This window comes from Bradyrhizobium sp. UFLA05-112 (genome assembly GCF_053572325.1).
The window spans coordinates 1-23683 of the sequence record NZ_JBANBK010000032.1 but is presented as its reverse complement, the minus strand read 5'-3'; the positions used below and the strand labels follow the sequence as shown (position 1 = coordinate 23683).

Annotated in this window: 22 protein-coding genes; 20 read left to right on the top strand and 2 right to left on the bottom strand. The window is 63.3% G+C overall.

Translation table 11 applies throughout. The features are described from left to right. Nucleotides 1–361 precede the first annotated feature (361 nt). The 4 genes from SO180_RS19795 (at nucleotide 362) to SO180_RS19780 (ending at nucleotide 3940) form a co-directional block, all read left to right on the top strand. On the top strand, nucleotides 362–1783 hold the full coding sequence (locus SO180_RS19795) for a caspase family protein (RefSeq protein WP_449380517.1): 1422 nt from the start codon (nucleotides 362–364) through the stop codon (nucleotides 1781–1783). 260 nt (nucleotides 1784–2043) lie between these two features. Further along, nucleotides 2044–2289 carry a hypothetical protein gene (locus tag SO180_RS19790; protein WP_449380516.1) on the top strand — a complete coding sequence of 82 codons (246 nt, stop codon included), beginning with the start codon at nucleotides 2044–2046 and terminating at the stop codon, nucleotides 2287–2289. A gap of 122 nt (nucleotides 2290–2411) precedes the next feature. Next, nucleotides 2412–2651 carry a hypothetical protein gene (locus SO180_RS19785; protein ID WP_449380515.1) on the top strand — a complete coding sequence of 80 codons (240 nt, stop codon included), beginning with the start codon at nucleotides 2412–2414 and terminating at the stop codon, nucleotides 2649–2651. A gap of 110 nt (nucleotides 2652–2761) precedes the next feature. Continuing rightward, on the top strand, nucleotides 2762–3940 hold the full coding sequence (locus SO180_RS19780) for a winged helix-turn-helix domain-containing protein (RefSeq protein ID WP_449380514.1): 1179 nt from the start codon (nucleotides 2762–2764) through the stop codon (nucleotides 3938–3940). Nucleotides 3941–4064: 124 nt separating this feature from the next. Here the strand turns inward: SO180_RS19780 and SO180_RS19775 are convergent, their stop codons facing one another. After that, entirely contained in the window at nucleotides 4065–4493 is a 429-nt protein-coding gene (locus SO180_RS19775; protein WP_449380513.1) for a ribosomal maturation YjgA family protein, read from the bottom strand. Between the two features lie 79 nt (nucleotides 4494–4572). Here SO180_RS19775 and SO180_RS19770 point away from each other — a divergent pair, with 79 nt between their 5' ends. The 7 genes from SO180_RS19770 (at nucleotide 4573) to SO180_RS19740 (ending at nucleotide 13045) form a co-directional block, all read left to right on the top strand. Then, nucleotides 4573–5916: an MFS transporter gene (locus SO180_RS19770; RefSeq protein ID WP_449380512.1), complete on the top strand. Its 1344-nt coding sequence runs from the start codon at nucleotides 4573–4575 to the stop codon at nucleotides 5914–5916. A 268-nt stretch (nucleotides 5917–6184) separates the two neighbouring features. Next, the gene (locus SO180_RS19765) at nucleotides 6185–7291 is read left to right on the top strand and encodes an efflux RND transporter periplasmic adaptor subunit (RefSeq protein ID WP_449380511.1); all 1107 of its coding nucleotides are present in this window, start codon (nucleotides 6185–6187) and stop codon (nucleotides 7289–7291) included. Nucleotides 7292–7531: 240 nt separating this feature from the next. Next, nucleotides 7532–10672 (top strand): efflux RND transporter permease subunit, encoded by a 3141-nt coding sequence (locus SO180_RS19760; RefSeq protein ID WP_449380510.1) that lies wholly within the window; start codon nucleotides 7532–7534, stop codon nucleotides 10670–10672. Nucleotides 10673–10703: 31 nt separating this feature from the next. Next, nucleotides 10704–11303: a TetR/AcrR family transcriptional regulator gene (locus tag SO180_RS19755; protein ID WP_449380509.1), complete on the top strand. Its 600-nt coding sequence runs from the start codon at nucleotides 10704–10706 to the stop codon at nucleotides 11301–11303. A 178-nt stretch (nucleotides 11304–11481) separates the two neighbouring features. After that, nucleotides 11482–12105, top strand: a complete 624-nt coding sequence (locus SO180_RS19750) for a flavin reductase family protein (RefSeq protein WP_449380508.1) — start codon at nucleotides 11482–11484, stop codon at nucleotides 12103–12105. 127 nt (nucleotides 12106–12232) lie between these two features. Continuing rightward, nucleotides 12233–12643, top strand: a complete 411-nt coding sequence (locus tag SO180_RS19745; RefSeq protein ID WP_449380507.1) for an acyl-CoA thioesterase — start codon at nucleotides 12233–12235, stop codon at nucleotides 12641–12643. A gap of 210 nt (nucleotides 12644–12853) precedes the next feature. Continuing rightward, complete coding sequence (locus SO180_RS19740) at nucleotides 12854–13045, top strand: hypothetical protein (RefSeq protein WP_449380506.1); 192 nt, start codon at nucleotides 12854–12856, stop codon at nucleotides 13043–13045. Between the two features lie 203 nt (nucleotides 13046–13248). Here SO180_RS19740 and SO180_RS19735 read toward each other — a convergent pair whose 3' ends face one another. After that, nucleotides 13249–13698 carry a nuclear transport factor 2 family protein gene (locus tag SO180_RS19735; RefSeq protein ID WP_449380505.1) on the bottom strand — a complete coding sequence of 150 codons (450 nt, stop codon included), beginning with the start codon at nucleotides 13696–13698 and terminating at the stop codon, nucleotides 13249–13251. Between the two features lie 246 nt (nucleotides 13699–13944). Between SO180_RS19735 and SO180_RS19730 the strand changes: the two genes are divergently transcribed. The 9 genes from SO180_RS19730 (at nucleotide 13945) to SO180_RS19690 (ending at nucleotide 23516) form a co-directional block, all read left to right on the top strand. Beyond that, nucleotides 13945–14619: an HAD family hydrolase gene (locus tag SO180_RS19730; RefSeq protein WP_449380504.1), complete on the top strand. Its 675-nt coding sequence runs from the start codon at nucleotides 13945–13947 to the stop codon at nucleotides 14617–14619. 106 nt (nucleotides 14620–14725) lie between these two features. Continuing rightward, complete coding sequence (locus tag SO180_RS19725; protein ID WP_449380503.1) at nucleotides 14726–15574, top strand: DeoR/GlpR family DNA-binding transcription regulator; 849 nt, start codon at nucleotides 14726–14728, stop codon at nucleotides 15572–15574. A 222-nt stretch (nucleotides 15575–15796) separates the two neighbouring features. Continuing rightward, entirely contained in the window at nucleotides 15797–17347 is a 1551-nt protein-coding gene (glpD, locus tag SO180_RS19720) for a glycerol-3-phosphate dehydrogenase (RefSeq protein WP_449380502.1), read from the top strand. Then, a complete protein-coding gene (locus SO180_RS19715; RefSeq protein ID WP_449380501.1) occupies nucleotides 17344–18429 on the top strand; it encodes an ABC transporter ATP-binding protein in 1086 nt (361 codons plus the stop codon). The genes glpD and SO180_RS19715 overlap by 4 nt, the downstream gene beginning before the upstream one ends. Nucleotides 18430–18441: 12 nt before the next feature. Beyond that, a complete protein-coding gene (locus tag SO180_RS19710; protein ID WP_449380500.1) occupies nucleotides 18442–19527 on the top strand; it encodes an ABC transporter ATP-binding protein in 1086 nt (361 codons plus the stop codon). Beyond that, nucleotides 19527–20501, top strand: coding sequence for a carbohydrate ABC transporter permease (locus SO180_RS19705; protein WP_449380499.1), 975 nt, complete (start codon nucleotides 19527–19529; stop codon nucleotides 20499–20501). The genes SO180_RS19710 and SO180_RS19705 overlap by 1 nt, the downstream gene beginning before the upstream one ends. After that, nucleotides 20501–21307 carry a carbohydrate ABC transporter permease gene (locus SO180_RS19700; protein WP_449380498.1) on the top strand — a complete coding sequence of 269 codons (807 nt, stop codon included), beginning with the start codon at nucleotides 20501–20503 and terminating at the stop codon, nucleotides 21305–21307. The genes SO180_RS19705 and SO180_RS19700 overlap by 1 nt, the downstream gene beginning before the upstream one ends. 10 nt (nucleotides 21308–21317) lie before the next feature. Then, entirely contained in the window at nucleotides 21318–21647 is a 330-nt protein-coding gene (locus SO180_RS19695; protein ID WP_449380497.1) for a DUF2160 domain-containing protein, read from the top strand. 72 nt (nucleotides 21648–21719) lie between these two features. Then, on the top strand, nucleotides 21720–23516 hold the full coding sequence (locus SO180_RS19690; RefSeq protein WP_449380496.1) for an ABC transporter substrate-binding protein: 1797 nt from the start codon (nucleotides 21720–21722) through the stop codon (nucleotides 23514–23516). The last annotated feature ends 167 nt before the right edge of the window (nucleotides 23517–23683 follow it).

Here is a 23683-nt window from a genome sequence, read left to right as displayed (position 1 = left end):
GACAAGACAGGGACGTTTGCGTTGGTCGGGAAGCACGCCTGTCTCTTTCGCGCTTCGAATGGGCGCGGCGTCGATCGTCGACTTTTTCAAACCGTTGGTGTCGCCAGGCATCGGGCTCGCTGGACTCCTCGCACCAACGGGTACATTCTCTTCTTATTGCTCGTCACCCGCCGTTATTGCCGCTGTGTCAGCAGCCCGAAAAGTAGACGTCGCAGCGTCGTCCAGCTCGGTTCGAGCAGCAGAAATCCCCGAGTGATCCAGATCACATTGCTTTCTCGTGGACTGGATCAGATTGCTAACATCGGATCGGCTTTGGTCGATCCGAGGGCAGCCAGGAAGTTTGGATCAGGGGAGAATGATCATGCGCTTCTTGTTAGCAGCAATTTCAATCGCCACATTTCTCATCAGCGGCAACGCAGCCTTGGCCGACAAGCGTGTCGCCTTCGTGGTCGGCAACTCCGCCTACAAGAATGTCCCGCAGCTTCCCAACCCGGCGATCGATTCCAAGGCGATGGCCAGGGTGCTGCGCAACGTCGGCTTCGATGTCGTCGAGGGATCCAACCTCACCCGCGACGCCATGACGGCAAAGCTCCTGGAGTTCGGCAAGAAGAGTGAAGGCGCCGATGTCGCCGTGTTCTTCTATGCCGGCCACGGCATCGCCGTGAACGGCGTCAACTACCTGTTGCCGATCGATGCCGACCTGAAATCCGAGATGGACGTCAAGCTGGGCGCGGCAATCAACGTGGACCTCACGCTCGATCAGACCATGGCGGACGCCAAGGTGAAGCTCGTGTTTCTGGACGCCTGCCGTGATAATCCGTTCGCGGCAAAGATTCGTTCAGCCAAGGCCACGCGCTCGGTCAACGTGCAGACCGGCCTTGCCGAGATGAAATCGGGCGAGGGTACGCTGATCGCGTTTGCCACCGGCCCTGGCCAGACCGCTCTCGATGGCGAGGCCGGCACCAACAGCCCGTTCACCCGCGCGCTCGTGGCCAACATTGCCCAGCCCGGCCTCGAGATCCAGCAGGCGATGACCAAGGTCCGTGCCCAGGTCAACGACGAGACCAACAAGAGTCAATTGCCCTGGGGCCATACCAACCTCACTGGTAACGTCTATCTCAATCCGGTTGGGGCGCCGGATGCCGCCGCGAGCGATGCCTCGAGTGCGTCGGCATCGGCTTCGGCCAAGCCGGGCACCGACGTCGAGCTCGAGTTCTGGCGCTCGATCAAGGATTCCAACAAGGTGGAAGAGCTCAACGCCTATCTCACCAATTATCCGAACGGCACGTTCAAGGCGATTGCTCTCGCTCGCATTGCGGCATTGCAGGACGGTCCGTCGAACACCACGCGCAATCTGACCGCCGGGGTCGATCCCGCCACTTTTACCGAGGAAGCCAGCCAGGTCGCTGAGGACCAGATCGGTCTCGACAAAGGTCAGCGCCGCGACGTGCAGCGCCGCCTCACCGGGCTCGGCTTTGACGTCAAGGCGACCGGCAAGTTCGACGACGAGACGCGCTCAGTGGTCAAGCGCTGGCAGGCGGCACGTGGCTATCCCGCCACCGGCTACCTCAACAAGCTTCAGCACAAGGCTCTGCAGTCGGAGATTATCTCGACGCGCTCTGCCTCCTCAGAATCTGCTGACGACGAGCCAACGCGCCGGCGCTCCTCCGGTGGTGGCGGCCGACGCTATTATAATAGTGGTGGTGGCGGCGGTGGCGGCCCAATGGGCGGCCCCGGCGGCCTCTTCGGCGGCATGATGGGCGGATTGTTCGGCCGCCGCTGATAAGCAAACAGGCGAAGCAACGGCGGCCCGATCCGGGCCGCCTCTTCGTTTTGGCAACCTTGCTCGACGATGGCCGCAAAGCGGTCGTCGCGCGGCCCGGCTGCGAACAAGAAATCGGCCAGATGGGCGCCTAGCAAAACCCTTCACCCCAGAAGAAGCGCTAGCCACGCGAAGAGAGCCGGTTCCGAACAGTGCCAAGGCCGAGTGAGTATCAGTCCTATCGTGGGGGCCCGCCGGATCGGACGACTTCGCAAAGTTCAATGCCCGTCTATATCGGCGCGGCGATGATCGCGGTCGCGATCCTGCTATCGACATTGGTCACGGGTCTCACCAATCGCTATGTCGGCCTCGAAGGCGCGACCGAGGACAATATGTGGCTGGTCGACCGCCTGACCGGCAGCGTCTATCGCTGCCAGGCGACCGACCGCGGCAAGGCCGCCTGCGAGCCTGATATCGCGACTGGCAGTGTTGGCGACCGCGCCAAGGGATCGAAGCGCAGCCCTTGAGCCGGCCGGCCCTTTGCATTGCAGCAATGAAATTGTCTTCTCCGCGAAACGCTCCTCGCAGACAATACGTAATTGCGAAGGCCGGCATGACGCCGGTTTCGTTTTATGGAGGAGGCTTTTCGATGAAAACTTTGCTGACGGCCACCGCCTTTGTCGCACTCGCGCTTTCGCCCGCTTCGGCGAAGATGATGGCTTGCACGGGCGCCAATATGGGCGCCACGCTCACGACGGTGGCTGCCATGCCCGACAGCACGACCAAGATGGGCATGAGCAAGGAAATGGCGATGGCCAACACTGACATGAGCAACGGCAAGATGCCCAGCGCCTGCAAACACTACATGAAGGCGCAGATGATAAAGTAGCACAGACGTTCGTGCCTGTTACGGCCGCGCTGTCAGCAGGTGGCAGCGCGGCTTTTTCTTTGCCGTTGTTTGTTTGACTCCCTGCGAATCCCGCTACATTGCCGCTCGCAATGTCCCGAACGCCCAAACCACTCCCGCTGCATACGTCGCAAGCACGGCAGATCTGGCTGCGCGCGCAGCGGCTCGATAGGTGCGAGCCCTTTGGCACGGGCGCGCAAGCGGTCGCCGATGCCATCGCCCATCTGGGTTACGTGCAGATCGACACCATCAACGTCATCGAGCGCTGCCATCACCACATTCTCTACAGCCGCATTCCGTCCTATCGCCGTGCCGATCTGCACCACGCCCAGAGCGTCGACAGAAGCGTGTTCGAATACTGGACGCATGCGCTGTCGTACGTCCCGTCGAGCGACTTCCGCTTTTTTCTGCCGGCGATGCGCGAGCACCGCCGTGAGGGGCACAAATGGTTCGCATCGGTGACCCCGGCCGACATGCGCAAGGTGATGCGGCTGGTGCGGGCCGGTCCACTGACGATCCGCGACATCGATGATGACGTCCTCACCGAGAAGGAGCATCTGTGGCAGAGCCGCAAGCCCTCGAAGCGGGCGCTGCAACTCGCCTTCTACACCGGCGCCGTTACGATCAGCGAACGGCAGGGCATGCTCAAGACCTATGAGCTGATGACGCGCCATTTCGGCTGGGACAAGCTGCCGAAGCCGGCCTCCGCGAAGGACAGTACGAACTACCTGCTCGACCGCGCGCTCCGGTCGCAAGGGCTCGTGAGCCTCGATTCGATCTGCCATCTCGACGCGCCCAGCAAGAAGGCGGTGGCGCGCCTGATCGCATCGCGGGTCCGTCGCGGCGATCTCGTGCCGATCGCGCTCGAGGGCGCCGGCAAGCAGGAGCATTGGGCGGCGCCGTCAGCGCTGGAGCCGGGCGAGGGCGCGCCGCCGAATCTCGTGCACATCCTCTCGCCCTTCGATCCCCTGATCATCCAGCGCAAGCGCACCAACCTGATCTTCGGCTACAATCACCTCTTTGAAGCCTATGTGCCGAAGGCCAGGCGCAAGCTCGGCTATTTTGCGCTACCGGTGCTCGTCGGCGACGAGATCGCCGCCGCGCTCGATTTGAAGACCGACCGGCAGAACAGAAAACTCCTGATGCAGAAATGGACCTGGGTCGGCAACGGCAGGAAGACGGCCGGCCGCAAGGAGTTGAAGCGCAGGATCGAGGACGAGCTCGATCGTTTCGAGCGCTTTCAATTGGCGGAGCAGGATGCGGCTTCGTAGCCCGCGTCGGGTGGGTTAGGCTTCGTAGGGTGGGCAAAGCGACTTGTCCGCCGTAGCTCGAAGAGCGAAGGCGGAAGCGTGCCCACCACTTCTGTTTCTTTGAGGCAAGATGGTGGGCACGGCGCTAGGGCGCCTTTGCCCACCCTACGAAGCAGTCGATCCAGGTGCCGAACACGATACCGATCGCATAGGCCAAGATATTCCACGGCGAGAAGATTCGCCCCAGCAGCAGCGCGCCTGCGGTCGTGAGGCGGAACGCATCGAGCCAGGGCGTATGCACCAGCCGGGAGAGCTCGACCAGAACCGCAATCGCTGCCGCAATGGCCGCAATCTGCGTCCGCGTCAGGTGTGGCAGCACGGCTCCGACCAGGAAAAACACCATGGTCGCCCAGAGCAGCGAGCCGCCATATTTCACTATGAAGGCGGGCAGCCCAAGCGGAAAGCCATACCAGCGCAGGGAAAGGCCGCAGGCGATCACGACGAGGGCGAGGGCAGCGCGGGTAAGCGACACCTGCAACGGCGCAACGGGGGTGGTCGATTGCGTTCCGTGCATTGCTTGCTCCATTGACTCTTTCGCCGCGATGCTCAAAACCGCCCCTAGCCCGAGAAAAAGCAAAACCAAGGGGGACGCCATGAGCCAGACCACAACCTTCGCCGGTTCTGCAGGCACTGCCAAGAACCCCAACAAAAGCGCGATCGAGACTTCGACCATCCGCGCCATCTCCTGGCGCCTGATTCCGTTCCTGGTGCTGGCCTATTTCTTTTCCTATCTCGACCGCGTCAATCTCGGCTTCGCCGCGCTGACCATGAATGCGGAATTGAAGTTCACGCCGCTGATTTTCTCCTGGGGCGCCGGTATCTTCTTCATCGGCTATTTCATCTTCGAGGTGCCGAGCAACCTGGCGCTGGAGAGGTTCGGCGCAAGCCGCTGGATCGCCCGCATCATGGTGACCTGGGGCATCATCTCGGCGCTGATGGCGACTGTGAACGGCGTCACGAGCTTCTACGTCCTCCGCTTCCTGCTCGGTGTCGCCGAGGCCGGCTTCTTCCCCGGCATCATCCTTTATCTCACCTATTGGTACCCGGCCGAATATCGCGCGCGCTTCCTCGCGGCCTTTGCCATCGCGGTGCCGGTCTCGACCGTGATCGGCGCGCCGATCTCGGGCCTGCTGCTCGGGCTCGATGGTGTGCTGGGCTTGCAGGGTTGGCAGTGGCTGTTCATTATCGAGGGCGTGCCGTCGGTGTTGCTCGGCATCGTCACCTGGTTCTATCTCACGGACAAGCCGGAGAAGGCGGACTGGCTGTCGGCCGAGCAGAAGGCCTGGCTCAAGGCCAGGCTTGATACGGAGGTCGCGGCCAAGCAGGCGGTGAAGCACCTCTCGCTCGGCGAAGCCTTGTCGTCGCCGAAGGTGATTGCGCTGAGCCTGATCTATTTCGGCTTCGTTGGTGCACTTTACGGCATGCAGTTCTGGCTGCCGCAGATCGTGAAGGCGTTTGGCCTCACCAACGCGCAGACTGGCTTCGTCACCGCGATCCCGTACCTGTTCGGCACCATCGCGATGATTCTGTGGGCGCGTCATTCCGATGCCACGCGCGAACGCGTGATGCATGTCGGCGCGCCGCTCCTTCTCACGGCCGCTGCGCTCGGCGTCTCCTCCTATCTGACCGATCCCATCCTGACGATGGTGGCGCTGACGGTGGCCGCGATCGGCGTATTCTGCTGCTTCGGCGTGTTCTGGACCCTGCCGACCGCCTGGCTGTCCGGCATGGCGGCCGCCGGCGCCATCGCTCTGATCAACTCGATCGGCAACCTCGCCGGCTTCGCCGGGCCCTATCTGATTGGCTGGGTCAAGGAAGCCACCGGCCAGACCTCGACCGGCCTCCTGGTCCTGGCGGTTCTGCCTCTGATCGCCGGCATCCTGGTCTTCGTCGGCGGCCACGAGAGCGAGCACGAGTTCGCGGAGGAGGGCCGGTAGCGGCTTCCTAGGGCGGGCAGAGGCGCGCGCTTCGCGCGCCGTGCCCACCATCTTTGCTCGATGGCGACAGACGCGGTGGGCACGCGGAGCCTGTCATCGGGCGCGCGTTCGCGCGACCTGGTGGCTTTGCCCACCCTGCTATGCCACCTCTCCGAACAGGGGCCCCTTACGAGCCCTTAACGCTCACGTTTTTCTGATGACTGACGATTATTGACTTTTATCAGTGATTAGTCGACATTTCTCCGGAACACAGCCGCAGGAGTGTCCGATGTTCGTCCGGTCGATTTTGTCGAGCTATTCCAGGCTCTTGGCAGGTGCTTCGCTGGCCCTGATGGCAATCGCGCTGGCCGGGTGTAATGACACCGTGGCGCAAAAGGCCGAGCCGCCGCGGCCGGTTCTGGTCGCTACCGCCCATTACGAGGCCGAGACGCCGGAGCGCAGCTTTGTCGGCACCATCAGGCCCCGGATCGAGAGCGACCTCGGCTTTCGCGTCGCCGGCAAGGTGGCCAAGCGCCTGGTCGAGGTCGGGCAGACCGTCGAGGAGGGCCAGCCACTCGCGACCCTTGATGAAGTTGATCTGAAGCTCCAGGCCGAGCAGGCCGTGGCCGAGCAGACCGCCGCGACCGGTGTGCTGGCCCAGGCCGCCGCCGCCGAGCAACGCGCCAAGGATCTCAAGGCCAAGGGCTGGACCACCGACGCGCAGATGGATTCAAGCCGCGCCGCCGCCGACGAGGCCCGCGCGCGGTTGAATCGCGCCGAGCGCTCGGTCGAGCTGACCAAGAATTCCCTTTCCTACGCGACGCTCAACGCCGACGCCCGCGGCGTCGTCACTGCAACGCTGATCGAGCCCGGCCAGGTGGTCGCCGCGGGCCAGGCTTCGATCCGCGTCGCCCGCTTTGCCGAGAAGGAAGCGGTCGTCGCGATCCCTGAGACGCTGGTCGGACGCGCCAAGTCGGGCACCGCCAGCGTCACCCTTTGGTCGGAACCCAACAAGAAGTACGCCGCGAAGCTGCGCGAGATCGCGCCTGCCGCCGATGCTGCCACGCGCACCTATCTTGCAAAGTTCTCGCTGCCGGAAGCCGACGACAAGGTCGCGCTCGGCATGACGGCGACGCTGACGCTGTCCGATGCCGCGACCGAACGCGTCGCGCGGCTGCCGCTGTCGGCGCTGTTCAACGAAGGTGGCAAGCCCTCCTTCTATGTCGTCGACGACAACGGCGCCGTCGCGCTGAGGCCGGTCACGGTCAAATCCTACGAAAGCAACGACGTGGTCATCACCAGTGGCGTGGAAGAGGGCGCGAAGATCGTCGCGCTCGGCGTGCAAAAGCTCGATCCGAACATGAAGGTCCGGATCGTATCCTCGCTGTCGTTCTAGTTACCGAGCATGATCCGGAAAAGTGTGCAGCGGTTTTCCGAGAAAGATCATGCTCAAACAATAAAGAGTTCCGTCATTGCGAGGTGAGTTTCGGCCGTCGCGCGAATGCGACGGAAGAAGCGGCGAAGTGATCCAGATCCTGCCCAGCCCCCTGGATCGCTTCGCTACCTCGCAATGACGGGTTTCAACAGGGGTGGTTGTTTTGTTCTTGGCAATTGGGTCATCTCTGGAGAGAGTGCGATGAAGCGCTTCAACCTTTCCGCCTGGGCCGTCAGCCATCCGACGCTGGTGCTGTTCCTGATGATCGTGCTCGGCGCCGCTGGCTTCTTCTCCTATCAGAAGCTCGGCCGCGCCGAAGATCCGTTCTTCACCGTGAAGGTGGTCAACGTCTCCGTGATATGGCCGGGCGCAACCGCCCAGGAGATGCAGACCCAGGTCGCCGATCCCATCGAGAAGAAGCTCCAGGAGCTGCCCTATTTCGAGAAGGTGCAGACCTACTCGAAACCCGCTTTCACCGCGATGCAGGTGACCTTCCGCGACAACACGCCGCCGAAGGACGTGCCGTATCTCTTCTATCTCCTGCGCAAGAAGCTCGTTGACGTCCAGGGGCAGTTGCCCGCCGGCATTCTCGGGCCCGTCGTCAACGACGAGTTCTCCGACGTCGATTCCATTCTCTACATGATGACCGGCGATGGCGCGGACTATGCGCAGCTCAAGAAGACTGCCGAAGGTTTCCGCCAGCGCCTCCTTAAAGTTCCCGGCGTGACCAAGGTCGACGTCTACGGCACGCAGGATGAGCGCATCTATGTCGAGTTCAGCCACGCCAAGCTCGCAACCCTCGGCATCACGCCGCAGGCGCTGTTCGATTCGCTGGCCAAGCAGAACAACGTGACCCCGGCCGGCACAGTCGAGACGTCCTCGCAGCGCGTGCCGCTGCGCGTCACCGGCGCGCTCGACGGGGCCAAGGCCGTTGCCGAAACGCCCGTGGAAAGCAACGGCCGCGTGTTCCGTCTCGGAGACATCGCGACCGTCACGCATGGCTATGTCGATCCGCCCAGCTTCGTCGTGCGCCAGGAAGGCAAGCCCGCGATCGGCATCGGCGTCGTCACCGCCAAGGGCGCCAACATCCTCGAACTCGGCAAGGAGGTCGAGAAGGCAACCGGCGAATTCATGAAGGCGGTGCCGCAGGGCATCGACGTCGAGTTGATTGCCGACCAGCCCAACGTGGTCGAGCATGCGGTCGGCGAGTTCGTGCACTCCTTCGTCGAGGCGCTCGCGATCGTCCTGTTTGTCTCTTTCGTTGCACTCGGCTGGCGCACCGGCATCGTGGTCGCGCTGTCGGTGCCGTTGGTGCTCGGCATCGTCTTCATCGTCATGAACTCGATGTCGCTCGACCTGCACCGCATCTCGCTTGGCGCGCTGATCATCGCGCTCGGTCTTTTGGTCGACGATGCCATCATCGCAGTCGAGATGATGGTGGTGAAGATGGAGCAGGGCTGGGACCGCATCCGTGCCGCGTCCTTTGCCTGGGAATCCACCGCCTTTCCGATGCTTACGGGAACGCTGGTCACGGCCGCTGGCTTCCTCCCCATCGGCTTTGCCAACTCGGCGGTCGGCGAATATGCCGGCAGCATCTTCTGGATCGTGGCGATCGCGTTGGTCGCCTCCTGGTTCGTCGCGGTGATCTTCACGCCCTATATCGGCGTCAAGCTGTTGCCCAACATGAAGGTGCATCACAGCCACGATCCGCACGCAGTCTATGAGACGCGGATGTACCGCGGCCTTCGCGCCATCGTGCAGTGGTGCGTCAACCACCGTATCACGGTGGTGGTGGCGACCGTGGGCGTCTTCGCCGCCTCGATCGTCGGCTTCGGCCATGTGCAGCAGCAGTTCTTCCCGCTGTCCGAGCGGCCCGAGCTGTTCCTCCAGCTCCGCCTGCCGGAAGGCACCGCCTTCAACGTCACCGAAAAGGCGGTGAAGGATGCCGAGAAGCTGCTGAAGGATGACCAGGACATCGCGACCTACACGGCCTATGTCGGGCAGGGCTCGCCGCGCTTCTGGCTCGGCCTCAATCCGCAGCTGCCGAACGAGGCCTTTGCCGAGATCGTTATCGTTGCCAAGGGTGTCGAAGCGCGCGAGCGCATCAAGGCCAAGCTCGAGAACGCCGTCGCCGACGGCGCGCTCAACGAAGCCCGCGTCCGCGTCGACCGCTTCAATTTCGGTCCGCCCGTCGGCTTCCCCGTTCAGTTCCGCGTGATCGGCCCCGATCCCAACAAGGTGCGCGAGATCGCCTACCAGGTCCGCGACGTCATGCGGCAGAACAAGAACGTCAAGGACGTCCAGCTCGACTGGAACGAGCAGTCGCCCTATCTCAAGCTCGTCGTCGACCAGGACCGCGCGCGCGCGATGGGCCTTACCCCGCAGGAGGTATCGCAGTCGCTCGCGATGCTGATCTCCGGTGCGCAGGTGACGACCGTTCGTGACGGCATCGAAAAGGTCGGCGTGGTCGCCCGTGCGATCCCGTCCGAGCGGCTCGACCTCGCCCATGTCGGCGATCTCACCATCACTTCGCGCAACGGCGTCGCCGTGCCGCTCCAGCAGATTGCCAAGATCGAGTATTCCCACGAGGAGCCGATCCTGTGGCGGCGCAACCGCGACATGGCGATCACCGTGCGCTCCGACGTCGTCGATGGCGTGCAGGCGCCCGACGTCACCAGCCAGATCACGCCGAAGCTGCAACAGATCAAGGACTACCTTGAGCCGGCCTACCGAATCGAGCCGGGCGGCGCGTTTGAGGAATCCGCCAAGGGCAATGCCTCGATCTTCATTCTCTTCCCGGTGATGGTCATGGTGATGCTGACGCTGTTGATGATCCAGCTCCAGAGCTTCTCGCGCCTGATCCTGGTGTTCCTCACCGCACCGCTCGGCATCGTCGGTGCGTCCCTCGGGCTCAACGTCGCCAACCAGCCGTTCGGCTTCGTGGCACTGCTCGGCCTGATCGCGCTCGCCGGTATGATCATGCGCAACACGGTCATCCTGGTCGACCAGATCGAGACCGACGTCTCCCATGGCCTGACCCGGCGCGAGGCGATCGTGGAGGCGACCGTCCGCCGCGCCCGCCCGGTCGTGCTGACCGCACTTGCCGCGATCCTCGCCATGATCCCGCTGTCGCGCTCGGCGTTCTGGGGACCGATGGCGATCACCATCATGGGCGGCTTGTTCGTTGCGACCTTCCTGACGCTCCTGTATCTGCCGGGCCTCTATGCCCTGTGGTTCCGCAAGAGCCTCGACGAGGCCGGTTCGGCCGAGCATCCGGAAGCGGCACCGCAGCATGGCAGCGATGCCGAGCCAGCATTTCCGCTTGCTGAGGCCGCTGAATAGATGAAGAGTGACTACTGACGAGTCCTGACAGATGACACTGGTTTCGGAACATATCGAAAGCGACACCCGGGAGCGCATTCTCGAGGTGGCCGAGCGGCTGTTCCGCCAGATCGGCTACCAGAAGACCACTGTCGGCGACATCGCCAAAGAGCTCCGGATGAGCCCGGCCAACGTCTATCGGTTCTTCGAATCGAAGAAGGCGATCCATCAGTCCGTCGCCCGGGCGCTGATGGGCGAGGTCGAACTCGAGGCGCAGCGGATCGTGGCCCAGCCCGGTCCGGTGCGCGACCGCTTCCGGCAGCTTCTGACGACCATCCATCGCATGAACACCGAGCGCTATGTCGGTGATTCCAAGCTGCATGAGATGGTCGAGATCGCGATGCAGGAGGACTGGGACGTCTGCGTAGCCCATATGGAGTGCATCGCCTCGATCATCGGCCAGGTGATCGCGCAAGGTGCTGCCTCCGGCGAATTCGAGGCTCCGGACCTGCAACTGGCCTCGCTCTGCGCCTGCACCGCGATGATGCGCTTCTTTCATCCCCAGATGATCGCCCAATGCGCCACCAAGCCGGGGCCCACGATTGACCAGATGATCGATTTCGTCATCGCAGGACTGTCGCCGCGTCACTGACGGGGCAGGAATTTCTCCTATAAATGGGTCGACCGCCGCGGACTGACCGCCTGATGGCAGGTCAGGACGGATCGACACACTCCGTCATTGCGAGCCTAGCGAAGCAATCCAGAATCCTTGCCGCGGAGGCAGTCTGGATTGCTTCGCTTCGCTCGCAGTGGCGAAAAGGAAGCAGCGCGTGACCGAAAAAGACCTGCACTTCTATGAGCCCGCCAAGGGCCATGGCCTCAAGCACGATCCCTTCAACGCCATCATCGCGCCGCGGCCGATCGGCTGGATCTCCTCGCGTGACGCCAACGGCCACGTCAACCTTGCGCCCTACAGCTTCTTCAATGCCTTCTGCTACACCCCGCCGATCATCGGCTTCTCCTCCACCAACTGGAAGGACACCGTCGGCAATATCGAAGCCACAAAGGAGTTCGTGTGGAATCTCGCCACCATGGATTTGGCGAAACAGATGAACGCGACCGCCGCCCACGTCGGCCCCGAGGTCGACGAATTCAGGATTGCGGGGCTCACCGCGGTGCCCGGCCGGCTCGTCAACGTGCCGCGCGTCGGCGAAAGCCCGGTCGCCTTCGAGTGCAGGGTGTCCGACATCGTGCGCCTCAAGGGCGCCGACGGCCGGCAGGCCGACGCCTGGCTGACGCTCGGCGAGGTCGTCGCCGTCCACATCGACAAGGCCTTCATCAAGGATGGCGTCTACCAGACGGCTGCGCCCCGTCCGATCGTCCGTGCGGGACGGCGCGGTGACTATTTCGAGATCAAGCCGGAAAACATGTTTGAGATGCTCAGGCCGGATTGATCTTGCCTCTCTCTCGTCGATGGGTACCCCGGATGGAGCGCAGCGAAATCCGGGATATTCTTGCGCGGCTCCCCGGATTGCGCTTCGCTCCATCTGGGCTACGAAAATATTTTCAAACGAGAGACGCATGACCGAACAGACCCACACCGGACCGCGCGGCGATCTCTGCATCCGCACGCTCGCGATGCCGGCCGACACCAACGCGAATGGCGACATCTTCGGCGGCTGGCTGCTCAGCCAGATGGACGTCGGCGGCGGCGTGTTCGCCTCGAAAGTCGCGAAGTCGCGCACCGTGACGGTCGCGATCGAGGCGATGAATTTTCGCAAGGCGGTCTATGTCGGCGATCTCGTCTCGGTCTACGCCAATCTCGTGCGCGTGGGGCGTACCTCGCTCACCGTGAATCTCGAAGCCTGGGCGCTGCGTCGCGGCGAAGAGCATCCGTTCCTCGTCACCGACGGCAACTTCACCTATGTCTCGATCGACGAACATGGCCGCCCGCAGACCGTCAGCCGCACCGAGCCGCCGATCGCGACGTAGGCGCGCGGAGCCTCAACGCATGCGTTGCCTTAACGCATGTGGTGATCGTGCGCCGCGGATGTCGCGGCTTCGCCAAGAACAAGTCATAAAACGGATGAGGTCGCAGCGTACTCCATTGCGTGTCGATTCGGGGTGGAAACGGCGGCAATGCCCATAGGAACCTTTGGGCAAGAGCACCGTTATTTGCCCGCACTCGAGGAATCACGGGCAATGCCGGACAGCTACATCATCGAAGTCAATTCGCAGACCGCAGGTATCGTCGTACGCAACCCGGAAGGATACCGCTTCTTCGCTTCCTCCCACCGCTTCAACCGCCTCGAAGGCCAGATCTTCCGCAACGCCCGCGAAGCGGAACGCGCAGCGCGACGCCTCGCGAATGGCGATTTGAAGGAAGCGGCGTGAGGGGCCAAACTTGCAGATCGTTGCCTCGTGATCCCGGGGCGCGCGTAGCGCGAGCCATGATGCGCAATTGCGCATCCGAGAATCCATCGGGCCGCAAAGGCTGCTGATGAAAAGTCTGCTGATGAATGGATTCCGGGTTCGCGCCTCACGGCGCGCCCCGGAATGACGTATCCCCGGAATGACGTATCGGTGAAAGTTTCGCGCTAAAGCTTCGTCGCGGCGCGCGACAGCAGCTTCCAGTCGTCGCCCTGCTTCTGCCAGTTCATCAGGATGTGAAGGTTGGTCGGCACTTTTTTCCCATCAGCCACCATCTCCTGCTCGGCGATCCAGTGGAAACGCACGATCGCGGCGGGGCCGACCACCTTGATGGTCGGGTCCTTGTACTCGATCGACAGGAATTTCGACTTTCCATCGGTGGCGTTGGCGATGAAGGTCGCCTTGTCCTCGACCTTGCCGCTGGAATGGCTGTAGCTGAGATCGTCCCAGCAGAGCGCGCCGAGCGCCTTGGGATCCGCTGCGATCTGGGCAAGACGAAAAGCCTCGACTTTTTTCGCGACCGCCTCTTCGTCAACCGAGGCGGCGAGCGCGGGGGCCGCGCCGACTGCTGTCAGTACAAGGGCCGAGACGGCCAGTTCGCGCCGATTGATGGTCATCGTTTGCTCCTTTTGCTCTTGCAGGTAGTGTTGCAGTCACGCTCGATTTTGTCGAGCACCCACTTTTGTCATTCCGGGGCCCGCGAAGCGCGAGCTATGAGGCGCAATTGCGCATCTGAGAATCCATTGAGCCGCTGCAGACTGCTGATGAATGGATACCGGGCCCGCGCCTTACGCCGCGCCCCGGAATGACGAACGAGTTTTTCTCGGCTATTGGTGCGTCCCGACGAAAAGGAATCATTTGAAATGTCGCAAGCCACGGGCCATGCGCTGCTGTTCGACATCGACGGCACGCTCGCCGATACCGACGCGCTGCATCGCGAGGCGTTCAACCGGATCTTCGGCCCGCGCGGTCATGTGTTCGATCACGCCCGTTTTTCGAAGGAGTTGCAGGGCTTCTCCAATGCCTCGATCGGCGAGCGGTTCCTGCCGCGCGAATCCCTCGAAGCCCGCGCAGCCATCATGGACGAGAAGGAGCACATCTTCCGCACGCTGGTGGCCGGGCAGATCAAACCCGTGCCGGGTCTCATGGCGCTGCTCGACAAGGCGGACGCGACGGGCATTCCGATGGTCGCCGTCACCAACGCGCCGCGGCTGAATGCGGAGATGCTGCTGTCGGGTCTCGGCATCATGGATCGTTTCAAGGCGATCGTGATCGGCGACGAACTGCCGCACGGCAAGCCGCATCCGCTGCCTTATCTGGAAGGGCTGCGCTTCGCCGGCGCTGCTGCCCATGCCTCGATCGCGTTCGAGGATTCCCGTTCCGGAATTCAATCGGCCTCGGCCGCGGGCATACCAACGATCGGAATGCGGACCTCGCTCAGTCACGACGATCTGGTCGCTGCCGGCGCCGTCGCCTCGGCCTTTGCTTACGATGATGACACCCTGATGAAGCTGGTCGCGGCCGCCATGAAGTGGTGAGGGCAGGGGAGAGGCGCTCGCGCCGCCGTTAACCTTGCTCCGCTCTCTCGTTGACCGCGGCGGCGAACCGCCGCACCATGCAAAACTCTGATCTGAGGTGGCTGCCGTGACCGGACTAACCCATCGCCAAGCCGAAATCCTCAACATCGCCCGCGCTTCGGGCCGGGTGATGGTCGAGGAGCTCGCGCGCCGTTTCGAGGTTTCGGCGCAGACCATCCGGAAAGATCTCAACGATCTCTGTGAGCGCCGCTCGCTGACCCGCATCCATGGTGGCGCCATCATCGCCTCTGGCGTCGAGAACCTCGCCTATGAAGCGCGGCGCTTCGTCGCCGCCGACGAGAAGAAGGCAATCGGCGCCGCGGCCGCCTCGCTGATTCCGAACGGCTGCTCGCTCTTCATCAACATCGGCACCACGACGGAAGAGGTCGCAAGCGCGCTGACCTCGCACGAGGACCTGCTCGTCATCACCAACAATCTCAACGTCGCGATGCTGCTCTATCGCCATCCCCGCATCGAGGTGGTGGTCGCCGGCGGCACGGTGCGGCGCGCCGACGGCGCGGTGGTCGGCTCGACCGCGACGCAACTCATCGGCCAATTCAAGGTCGACTATGCCATCATCGGTGCGTCCGCGATCGATGAAGAAGGCGCGCTGCTCGACTTCGACTATCGCGAGGTGCAGGTGGCGCAGGCTATCATTGCCAATGCGCGCAGCGTCATGCTGGTCGCCGACTCCACGAAGCTGAGGCGCAGCGCGCCGGTGCGCATCGCCCATATCAGCCAGATCCAGACCTTCGTCACCGACCAGGAATTGCCCGAGCGCCTCGCCACCATCTGCCACAGCAAGGGCATCGAGGTGGTCGAGGCAATGCCGAAAGGCTCGCCCGACGACGACGCGGCGGCGGAACCAACACAGGATTCCGCGCCAGAAGCCACGCCGGTGGTGCGGCTGAGGTAATCGCCGCAGCCTCGGCCCACATTCGGTTGCGCTCCATGTGAGCCGCCTTCCAGAGGGTGCGCGCGAGTGCCTACCCTTTCATCCAATTGCCCACCAAAAACCCCCCAATTGCCCACGAAAAAAGTTCCATCTTCGCTTTCTTTCGTCTTGCTTTCGTTTTTGGTTCTGATCTAATCGAAACCGAAAGCAAAATCGCCCAAGCGAACGGGCGGTCGCCGGGGGATGCGTCTGTTGGAGCGTATTTTCGACCTCGCCATCATTGGAGGCGGTGTTAACGGTTGCGGCATCGCGCGCGATGCGGTCGGCCGAGGCAACACGGTTTTCCTGTGTGAAATGAATGACCTGGCGAGCGGGACGTCGTCCTGGTCGACCAAGCTCGTGCATGGCGGCCTGCGCTATCTCGAATATTACGAGTTCCGCCTGGTCCGCGAGGCGCTGATCGAGCGCGAGATCCTCTGGGGCGTCGCACCCCACATCATTCGTCCCTTGCGTTTCGTTTTGCCGCATCACGCCGGCCTGCGCCCGGCCTGGCTGCTTCGCCTTGGCCTTTTCCTCTACGACCATATTGGCGGCCGTCACCTGTTGCCGGCGACCCGTTCGGTTGATCTGACCAAGGATGAAGTCGGCCGTCCCCTGATTCCGAACCGCTATCCACGCGCCTTCGAATATTCCGACTGCTTCGTCGACGACGCCCGCCTCGTCGTGCTCAACGCGCGCGATGCCGCCGACAAGGGGGCGGAGATCCGCACCCGCACCCGTGCCACCGAAATCCGTCAGTCCGACGGCGTCTGGACCGTCGGCATGGTCGACACCATCACCGGCGCGCGCTCGACAATCCGCGCCCGCGCGCTGGTCAATGCCGGCGGTCCCTGGGTCGAGGACGTGCTCGGCCGCGGCGCCGGAGTGAACGCCAAGGCAAAAGTCCGCCTGGTGCAGGGCTCGCACATCGTGGTCAAAAAGCTCTACGACCACGACCGCGCCTACATGTTCCAGAATGCGGATGGCCGGATCATCTTCGTCATTCCCTACCAGGATGATTTCACGCTGATCGGTACCACCGATCGCGACTATGACGGCGATCCCGCCAAGGTGAAGGCGACGGCCGAAGAGATCCAATACCTCTGCACCGCCGCGAGCGAATATCTCGCGATGGCCGTGAAGCCCGAGGACGTCGTCTGGACCTATTCCGGCGTCCGCCCGCTCTATGACGACGGTGCCAGCGAGGCGAAGGCCGCGACCCGTGACTATGTGTTCGAGCTCGACACGCCCGGTGGCGCGCCGCTGCTCTCGATCTATGGCGGCAAGATCACGACCTACCGCCGTCTCGCCGAAGAGGCGCTCGAGCGTCTCGCGCCCTATTTGCGCAGCGCCAAGGCGCGCGAGGGCTGGACCGGCAAATGGCCGCTGCCCGGTGGCGACATGGACGTGTCGGCCGTCGATGCCCTGATCGCGGACCTCCAGCACGGCTATCCGTTCCTCTCCGTCGAGCATGCCCGCCGTCTGGCGCGGGCCTATGGAACCCGTGCCATCAAGCTCCTGGGCGATGCCAAGTCGCTGGCCGATCTCGGCCAGTCCTTCGGCGCCACGCTGACGGAACGTGAGGTGCGCTATCTCATGAACAACGAATGGGCGGTGACCGCCGAGGATATCGTCTGGCGGCGCTCCAAGCTTGGCCTGCGACTAAGTGCCGATCAGATCGCGGCACTTGACGACTGGATCGCCAGCCATGCCGTGCCGCAAAGTCCCCTGCTCGAAGCAGGAGGACGCTCATGACCGTCACACTGGATCACGTCAGCCGTTCTGTGGACGGCGTTCCGCACATCCGCGACGTCTCGCTGATGCTCGACGGCGGCACGCTCAACGTGCTGCTCGGGCCGACGCTGTCGGGCAAGACCTCGATCATGCGGCTGCTCGCGGGCCTCGACAAGCCAACCACGGGCAGGGTGCTGGTCAACGGCAAGGACGTCACCGGCATCGACGTGCGCCAGCGCTCGGTCGCGATGGTCTACCAGCAGTTCATCAACTACCCCTCGCTCACGGTCTACGAGAACATTGCCTCGCCGCTGCGTGTCCAGGGCAAGCCGCGCGAGGAGATCGAGAAGCGTGTCGCGGAGGCCGCAAAGTTGCTGCGGCTCGAGCCGTTCCTGAAGCGCACGCCTCTTCAGCTTTCCGGCGGCCAGCAGCAGCGCACCGCGATCGCGCGTGCGCTGGTGAAGGGCGCCGATCTCGTGCTGCTCGACGAGCCTCTCGCCAATCTCGACTACAAGCTCCGCGAGGAGCTGCGCGCCGAGCTGCCGCGCATCTTCGAGGCCTCCGGCGCGATCTTCGTCTATGCGACGACCGAGCCGTCCGAAGCGCTGCTGCTCGGTGGCAACACCGTCTGCATGTGGGAGGGCCGCGCGCTCCAGATGGGCGAGACCTCCAACGTCTACCGCCGTCCGCAGACGCTCCGCGTTGCGCAGGTATTTTCGGACCCGCCGCTCAATCTGGTCGGTATCGAGAAGAAGAACGGGCAGGTCGCTTATGCCGGCGGCAGCTCGGCGCCGGCCTCCGGCCTTTACGCCGGGCTCGCCGACGGACCCTATCGCGTCGGCTTTCGCGCCCACCAGCTCGGGATCGCCAATGGCCAGGCCGATCGCCACGCCTTCCACGCCACAGTGACGGTGACCGAGATCACCGGTTCGGAGAGTTTCGTGCATTTGACCCGCGACGGATCGAACTGGGTTGCGGTGTTGCACGGCGTGCACGAGTTCGAGCCCGGCCAGACGCTCGACGCCGTGCTCGATCCGCAGGATGTCTTCGTGTTCGACGCGGCCGACCGCCTGGTCGCCGCGCCCAGCTCCATAAATACGTGAGGGAGGTGCGCCATGGCCCGCATTGACCTCGTCGATCTCGCGCATTCCTACGGCGGCAATGATGCCGCCCCCGAGAGCTTTGCGCTGAAGCCGGTGACCATGACCTGGCGGCAGGGCGGCGCCTATGCGCTGCTCGGGCCTTCTGGCTGCGGCAAGACCACGCTGCTCAACGTCATCTCAGGCATCATCACGCCCTCGCGCGGAAAAATCCTGTTCGACGGCAAGGACATCACACCGCTGTCAACCCAGAAGCGCAACATCGCCCAGGTGTTCCAGTTTCCGGTGATCTACGACACCATGACGGTGGGGGAGAACCTGGCCTTTCCGCTGAAGAACCGCGGCGTGCCGAAGGCCGATATCGACAAGCGCGTGACCCAGATCGGCCGCCTGCTCGATCTCGAGCCGTATCTGAACCGCAAGGCGACGCGGCTCACGGCCGACGCCAAGCAGAAGATCTCGCTCGGCCGGGGCCTCGTGCGCAACGACGTTGCCGCCGTACTGTTCGACGAGCCGCTGACGGTGATCGATCCCGAGCTGAAGTGGCAGCTCCGCTCGAAGCTGAAGGCGCTGCATCGCGAGCTCGACCTCACGATGATCTACGTCACCCACGATCAGACCGAGGCGCTGACCTTCGCCGACACGGTGGTCGTGATGCATGACGGCCGCGTGGTGCAGAGCGGCACGCCGGCCGAGCTGTTCGACAAGCCCGCGCATACCTTCGTCGGCTACTTCATCGGCTCGCCCGGCATGAACATCCTGCCGGCGGAGGTGAGGGGCCGCGAGGCGCGGATCGACGGCCACGTCATCGCGCTCAACCGCAGCTACGACAATCTGCCCACGGGGGCCAAGATCGAGATCGGCGTGCGTCCGGAATTCGTCGACGTGGTCGCGCCGGCGCCGGGGCTGCTCACCTCGAAGATCGACCGGATCGACGATCTCGGTCGCATTCGCTTCGCCCGCGTGCGCGTCGGCGATGCCAAGCTCGCTGCCCGCGCGCCGGGCGGCTTCACCAGCTCCGACGGCTCCGCCGGGCTGAAGTTCGACCCGTCGCATGTCCACGTCTATGCGGACAGCCTTCTGGTAGAGGGAGCCGTCTGATGGACAAGACCATCAATCAAAAAGCCTGGTTCCTGGTTCTGCCGGTGTTCCTGGTCGTCGCCTTTTCCGCGGTGATTCCGCTGATGACGGTGGTGAACTATTCGATGCAGGACACCTTCGGCAACAACCAGTTCTTCTGGAACGGCGTCGGCTGGTTCAAGGAGCTGCTCGACCCCTCGACCGATCTGGGCGGCCGCTTCCTGGCTTCGCTCGGCCGCAACCTGTTCTTCTCGCTCGTCATCCTCGCCATCGAGGTGCCGCTCGGCATCGTCATTGCGCTGTCGATGCCGCGGGAGGGCTGGACGGTGGCCGCCTGCCTCGTGATCCTCGCGTTGCCGCTGTTGATTCCGTGGAACGTGGTCGGAACGATCTGGCAGATTTTCGGCCGTCCCGACATCGGCCTGCTCGGCTACACGCTCAACAGTCTCGGCATCAACTACAACTACGTGTCGAACGAGATCGATGCCTGGCTGACCGTCATCGTGATGGACGTCTGGCACTGGACCAGCCTGGTTGCGCTTCTGTGCTACGCCGGCCTGAAGTCGATTCCCGATGCCTATTACCAGGCGGCGCAGATCGACGGTGCCTCGCGCTGGGCAGTGTTCACCGCGATCCAGCTCCCGAAGATGAATCGCGTGCTGCTGATCGCGGTGCTGCTGCGCTTCATGGACAGCTTCATGATCTACACCGAGCCGTTCGTCGTCACCGGCGGCGGTCCGGGCAACTCCACGACCTTCGTCTCGATCGAGCTCGTCAAGATCGCGCTCGGCCAGTTCGACCTCGGCAAGGCCGCGGCCCTGTCGCTGGTCTACAATCTGATCATCCTGATCGTCTGCTGGGTGTTCTACACCGTGATGACCAATGCCGGCGTCGAGCGCAAGACGCAGGCCGAGAAAGAGCCCGCGGCGGAGCTCAAGCCCGCCGGCGCGCTCCAGCCCGCGCATGCGCTTCAGCCCAAGGAAGGAGTGGCCTGATGCACTCGATCCCCGGCCGACGCGTCATCATGGCGCTGTTCCTGATCTTCCTGCTGTTGCCGATCTACTGGCTCGTCAACATGAGCTTCAAGACCAACAGCGAGATCGTCTCGACGATGACGCTGTGGCCGCATGCGCCGACGCTGCAGCATTACAAGCGCATCTTCACCGACGAGAGCTGGTATTCAGGCTACATCAACTCGCTGGAATACGTCGTTCTCAACACTCTCATCTCGATCACCGTGGCGCTCCCGGCGGCCTACGCCTTCTCGCGCTATCGGTTCCTCGGCGACAAGCACCTGTTCTTCTGGCTGTTGTCGAACCGCATGGCGCCCGCCGCAGTCTATGCGCTGCCGTTCTTCAACCTCTATTCGGCGATCGGGCTGTTCGATACGCCGTGGGCGGTGGCGCTCGCGCACTGCATCTTCAACGTGCCGCTCGCGGTGTGGATCCTCGAAGGCTTCGTCTCCGGCGTGCCGCGCGAAATCGACGAGACCGCGTTCCTCGACGGCTATTCCTTCCCGCGCTTCTTCGTCAAGATCCTGATCCCGCTGATCGCAAGTGGCATCGGCGTCGCCGCCTTCTTCTGCTTCATGTTCTCGTGGGTCGAGCTCCTGCTCGCGCGCACGCTGACCTCGGTGCAGGCCAAGCCCATCGCGGCGATCATGACCCGCACGGTGTCCGCGGCCGGCATGGACTGGGGGCTGCTCGCTGCCGCTGGCGTGCTCACCATCATTCCGGGCGCGCTCGTGATCTGGTTCGTCCGCAACTATATCGCGCGCGGCTTCGCGCTGGGCCGGGTTTAAGGAGGCGACCATGGAATCCATCGCATGGATGGCCTGGACGATACCGACCGCGATCTTCTTCGGCGCGCTCGCCTGCACGCTCGCGGTAATGACATATCTTGCTGCGGTCTATCCCGAGGCGGAGCGCGTGGGCGTCCTGCGCATTCCGACCACGCGCGGCGATCGCCTTTTCATCTCGCTGATTGCGGCCGCCGTCATCCATCTCGCGTGGATCGGCCTCGTCGGCACCGACACGATCGGCACGCTGCCGATCGGCGAGGAGGGGTTTGAACTGTCGAGCCTGTGGCTCGCATCAGGAATTTCGCTTGTCACGGCCGCGCTCATATTCCGCACGGTCTGAAGCTCGCGAAGAAGACCAGATCCGGGGTCAACCCGGGCCTGTTAGAGTTTGTCGCTGCAACGGAGGAACAACATGCGACAGTTTAGGAGAAGGAAAGGTCCATTGACCAAGATTAGCTTTCTGACGGTATCCAGTGCCGCAGCTATCATTGCGGCTGCATTCGCGACCTCGGCGCCGGTTCGCGCCGCCGATGACGCCACGATCCAGAAGTGGATCGCGGAATTCCAGCCCTCGACCCTGTCGAAGGACGACCAGAAGAAGGAGCTTGAGTGGTTCGCCAAGGCCGCCGAACCCTTCAAGGGCATGGAAATCAACGTCGTCTCGGAGACGATCACGACTCACGAATACGAGTCGCAGACGCTCGCCAAGGCGTTCACCGAGCTCACCGGCATCAAGCTCAAGCACGACATCATCCAGGAAGGTGACGTCGTCGAGAAGCTGCAGACGCAGATGCAGTCCGGCAAGAACGTGTACGACGGCTGGATCAACGACTCCGACCTGATCGGCACGCACTTCCGCTACGGCCAGACCATCGTGCTGTCGGATTACATGACCGGCGAGGGCAAGGACGTCACCGACCCGATGCTCGACGTCAACGACTTCATCGGCAAGTCTTTCGGCACCGCGCCGGATGGAAAGCTCTATCAGCTTCCCGACCAGCAGTTCGCGAACCTCTACTGGTTCCGCTACGACTGGTTCACCAACCCCGACTACAAGGCCAAGTTCAAGGCCAAGTATGGCTACGAGCTCGGCGTGCCCGTGAACTGGTCCGCCTATGAGGACATCGCCGAGTTCTTCACCAACGACATCAAGGAGATCAACGGCGTCAAGGTCTACGGCCATATGGACTATGGCAAGAAGGACCCGTCGCTCGGATGGCGTTTCACCGACGCCTGGCTCTCGATGGCCGGCAATGGTGACAAGGGCATTCCGAACGGTCTGCCGGTCGACGAATGGGGCATCCGCATGGAAGGCTGCCGTCCGGTCGGCTCCAGCGTCGATCGTGGTGGCGACACCAACGGCCCGGCCTCGGTCTACGCCATCTCGAAGTATCTCGAGTGGCTGAAGAAGTATGCCCCGCCGCAGGCGCAAGGCATGACCTTCTCCGAGTCGGGTCCGGTCCCGGCGCAGGGTAACATTGCGCAGCAGATCTTCTGGTACACCGCCTTCACCGCCGACATGGTGAAGCCGGGCATCGCCGTGATGAACGCGGACGGTACGCCGAAGTGGCGTATGGCTCCCTCGCCGCACGGCTCGTACTGGAAGGAAGGCATGAAGCTCGGCTACCAGGACGCGGGCTCGCTCACGCTGTTGAAGTCGACCCCGGCTGACCGCCGCAAGGCGGCCTGGCTCTATCTCCAGTTCATCGTCTCCAAGTCGGTGTCGCTGAAGAAGAGCCATGTCGGTCTCACCTTCATCCGTGAATCCGACATCTGGGACAAGTCGTTCACCGAGCGTGCGCCGAAGCTCGGCGGCCTGATCGAGTTCTACCGCTCGCCCGCGCGCGTGCAGTGGACCCCGACCGGCAACAACGTGCCTGACTATCCGAAGCTCGCGCAGCTCTGGTGGCAGAACATCGGCGACGCGTCGTCGGGTGCCAAGACCGCGCAGGCCGCGATGGACTCGCTCGCTGCTGCCCAGGACGCCGTCATGGAACGCATCGAGAAGTCCGGCGTGCAGGGCGCCTGCGGTCCGAAGCTCCACAAGAAGGAGTCGGCCGAGTACTGGTTCGCGAAGGCCGAGAAGGACGGCACCATCGCGCCCCAGCGCAAGCTCGCCAACGAGAAGCCGAAGGGCGAAACGGTCGACTATGACACGCTGATCAAGTCGTGGCCGGCCTCCCCGCCCAAGCGCGCGGAAGTGAAGTAAGGCGTACCAGCCCACGCCATCCGAGAACGACGAAGGCCGGGAGCGATCCCGGCCTTTTTCCTTGCGTTGTGCAAGTACACCGTCTCCACATCGTCATTGCGAGCGCAGCGAAGATTCCATGGGGAGTGGATAGCGACCGGGTCTGAGGCCAGACTGAGGTTGCTGAA

Coding starts and splice junctions, on each gene's coding strand:
- SO180_RS19795 (WP_449380517.1), top strand. CDS start 362: ATGCGCTTCTTGTTAGCAGCAATTTCAATCGCCACATTTCTCATCAGC.
- SO180_RS19790 (WP_449380516.1), top strand. CDS start 2,044: ATGCCCGTCTATATCGGCGCGGCGATGATCGCGGTCGCGATCCTGCTA.
- SO180_RS19785 (WP_449380515.1), top strand. CDS start 2,412: ATGAAAACTTTGCTGACGGCCACCGCCTTTGTCGCACTCGCGCTTTCG.
- SO180_RS19780 (WP_449380514.1), top strand. CDS start 2,762: ATGTCCCGAACGCCCAAACCACTCCCGCTGCATACGTCGCAAGCACGG.
- SO180_RS19775 (WP_449380513.1), bottom strand. CDS start 4,493: ATGCACGGAACGCAATCGACCACCCCCGTTGCGCCGTTGCAGGTGTCG.
- SO180_RS19770 (WP_449380512.1), top strand. CDS start 4,573: ATGAGCCAGACCACAACCTTCGCCGGTTCTGCAGGCACTGCCAAGAAC.
- SO180_RS19765 (WP_449380511.1), top strand. CDS start 6,185: ATGTTCGTCCGGTCGATTTTGTCGAGCTATTCCAGGCTCTTGGCAGGT.
- SO180_RS19760 (WP_449380510.1), top strand. CDS start 7,532: ATGAAGCGCTTCAACCTTTCCGCCTGGGCCGTCAGCCATCCGACGCTG.
- SO180_RS19755 (WP_449380509.1), top strand. CDS start 10,704: ATGACACTGGTTTCGGAACATATCGAAAGCGACACCCGGGAGCGCATT.
- SO180_RS19745 (WP_449380507.1), top strand. CDS start 12,233: ATGACCGAACAGACCCACACCGGACCGCGCGGCGATCTCTGCATCCGC.
- SO180_RS19740 (WP_449380506.1), top strand. CDS start 12,854: ATGCCGGACAGCTACATCATCGAAGTCAATTCGCAGACCGCAGGTATC.
- SO180_RS19735 (WP_449380505.1), bottom strand. CDS start 13,698: ATGACCATCAATCGGCGCGAACTGGCCGTCTCGGCCCTTGTACTGACA.
- SO180_RS19730 (WP_449380504.1), top strand. CDS start 13,945: ATGTCGCAAGCCACGGGCCATGCGCTGCTGTTCGACATCGACGGCACG.
- glpD (WP_449380502.1), top strand. CDS start 15,797: ATGCGTCTGTTGGAGCGTATTTTCGACCTCGCCATCATTGGAGGCGGT.
- SO180_RS19715 (WP_449380501.1), top strand. CDS start 17,344: ATGACCGTCACACTGGATCACGTCAGCCGTTCTGTGGACGGCGTTCCG.
- SO180_RS19710 (WP_449380500.1), top strand. CDS start 18,442: ATGGCCCGCATTGACCTCGTCGATCTCGCGCATTCCTACGGCGGCAAT.
- SO180_RS19705 (WP_449380499.1), top strand. CDS start 19,527: ATGGACAAGACCATCAATCAAAAAGCCTGGTTCCTGGTTCTGCCGGTG.
- SO180_RS19700 (WP_449380498.1), top strand. CDS start 20,501: ATGCACTCGATCCCCGGCCGACGCGTCATCATGGCGCTGTTCCTGATC.
- SO180_RS19695 (WP_449380497.1), top strand. CDS start 21,318: ATGGAATCCATCGCATGGATGGCCTGGACGATACCGACCGCGATCTTC.
- SO180_RS19690 (WP_449380496.1), top strand. CDS start 21,720: ATGCGACAGTTTAGGAGAAGGAAAGGTCCATTGACCAAGATTAGCTTT.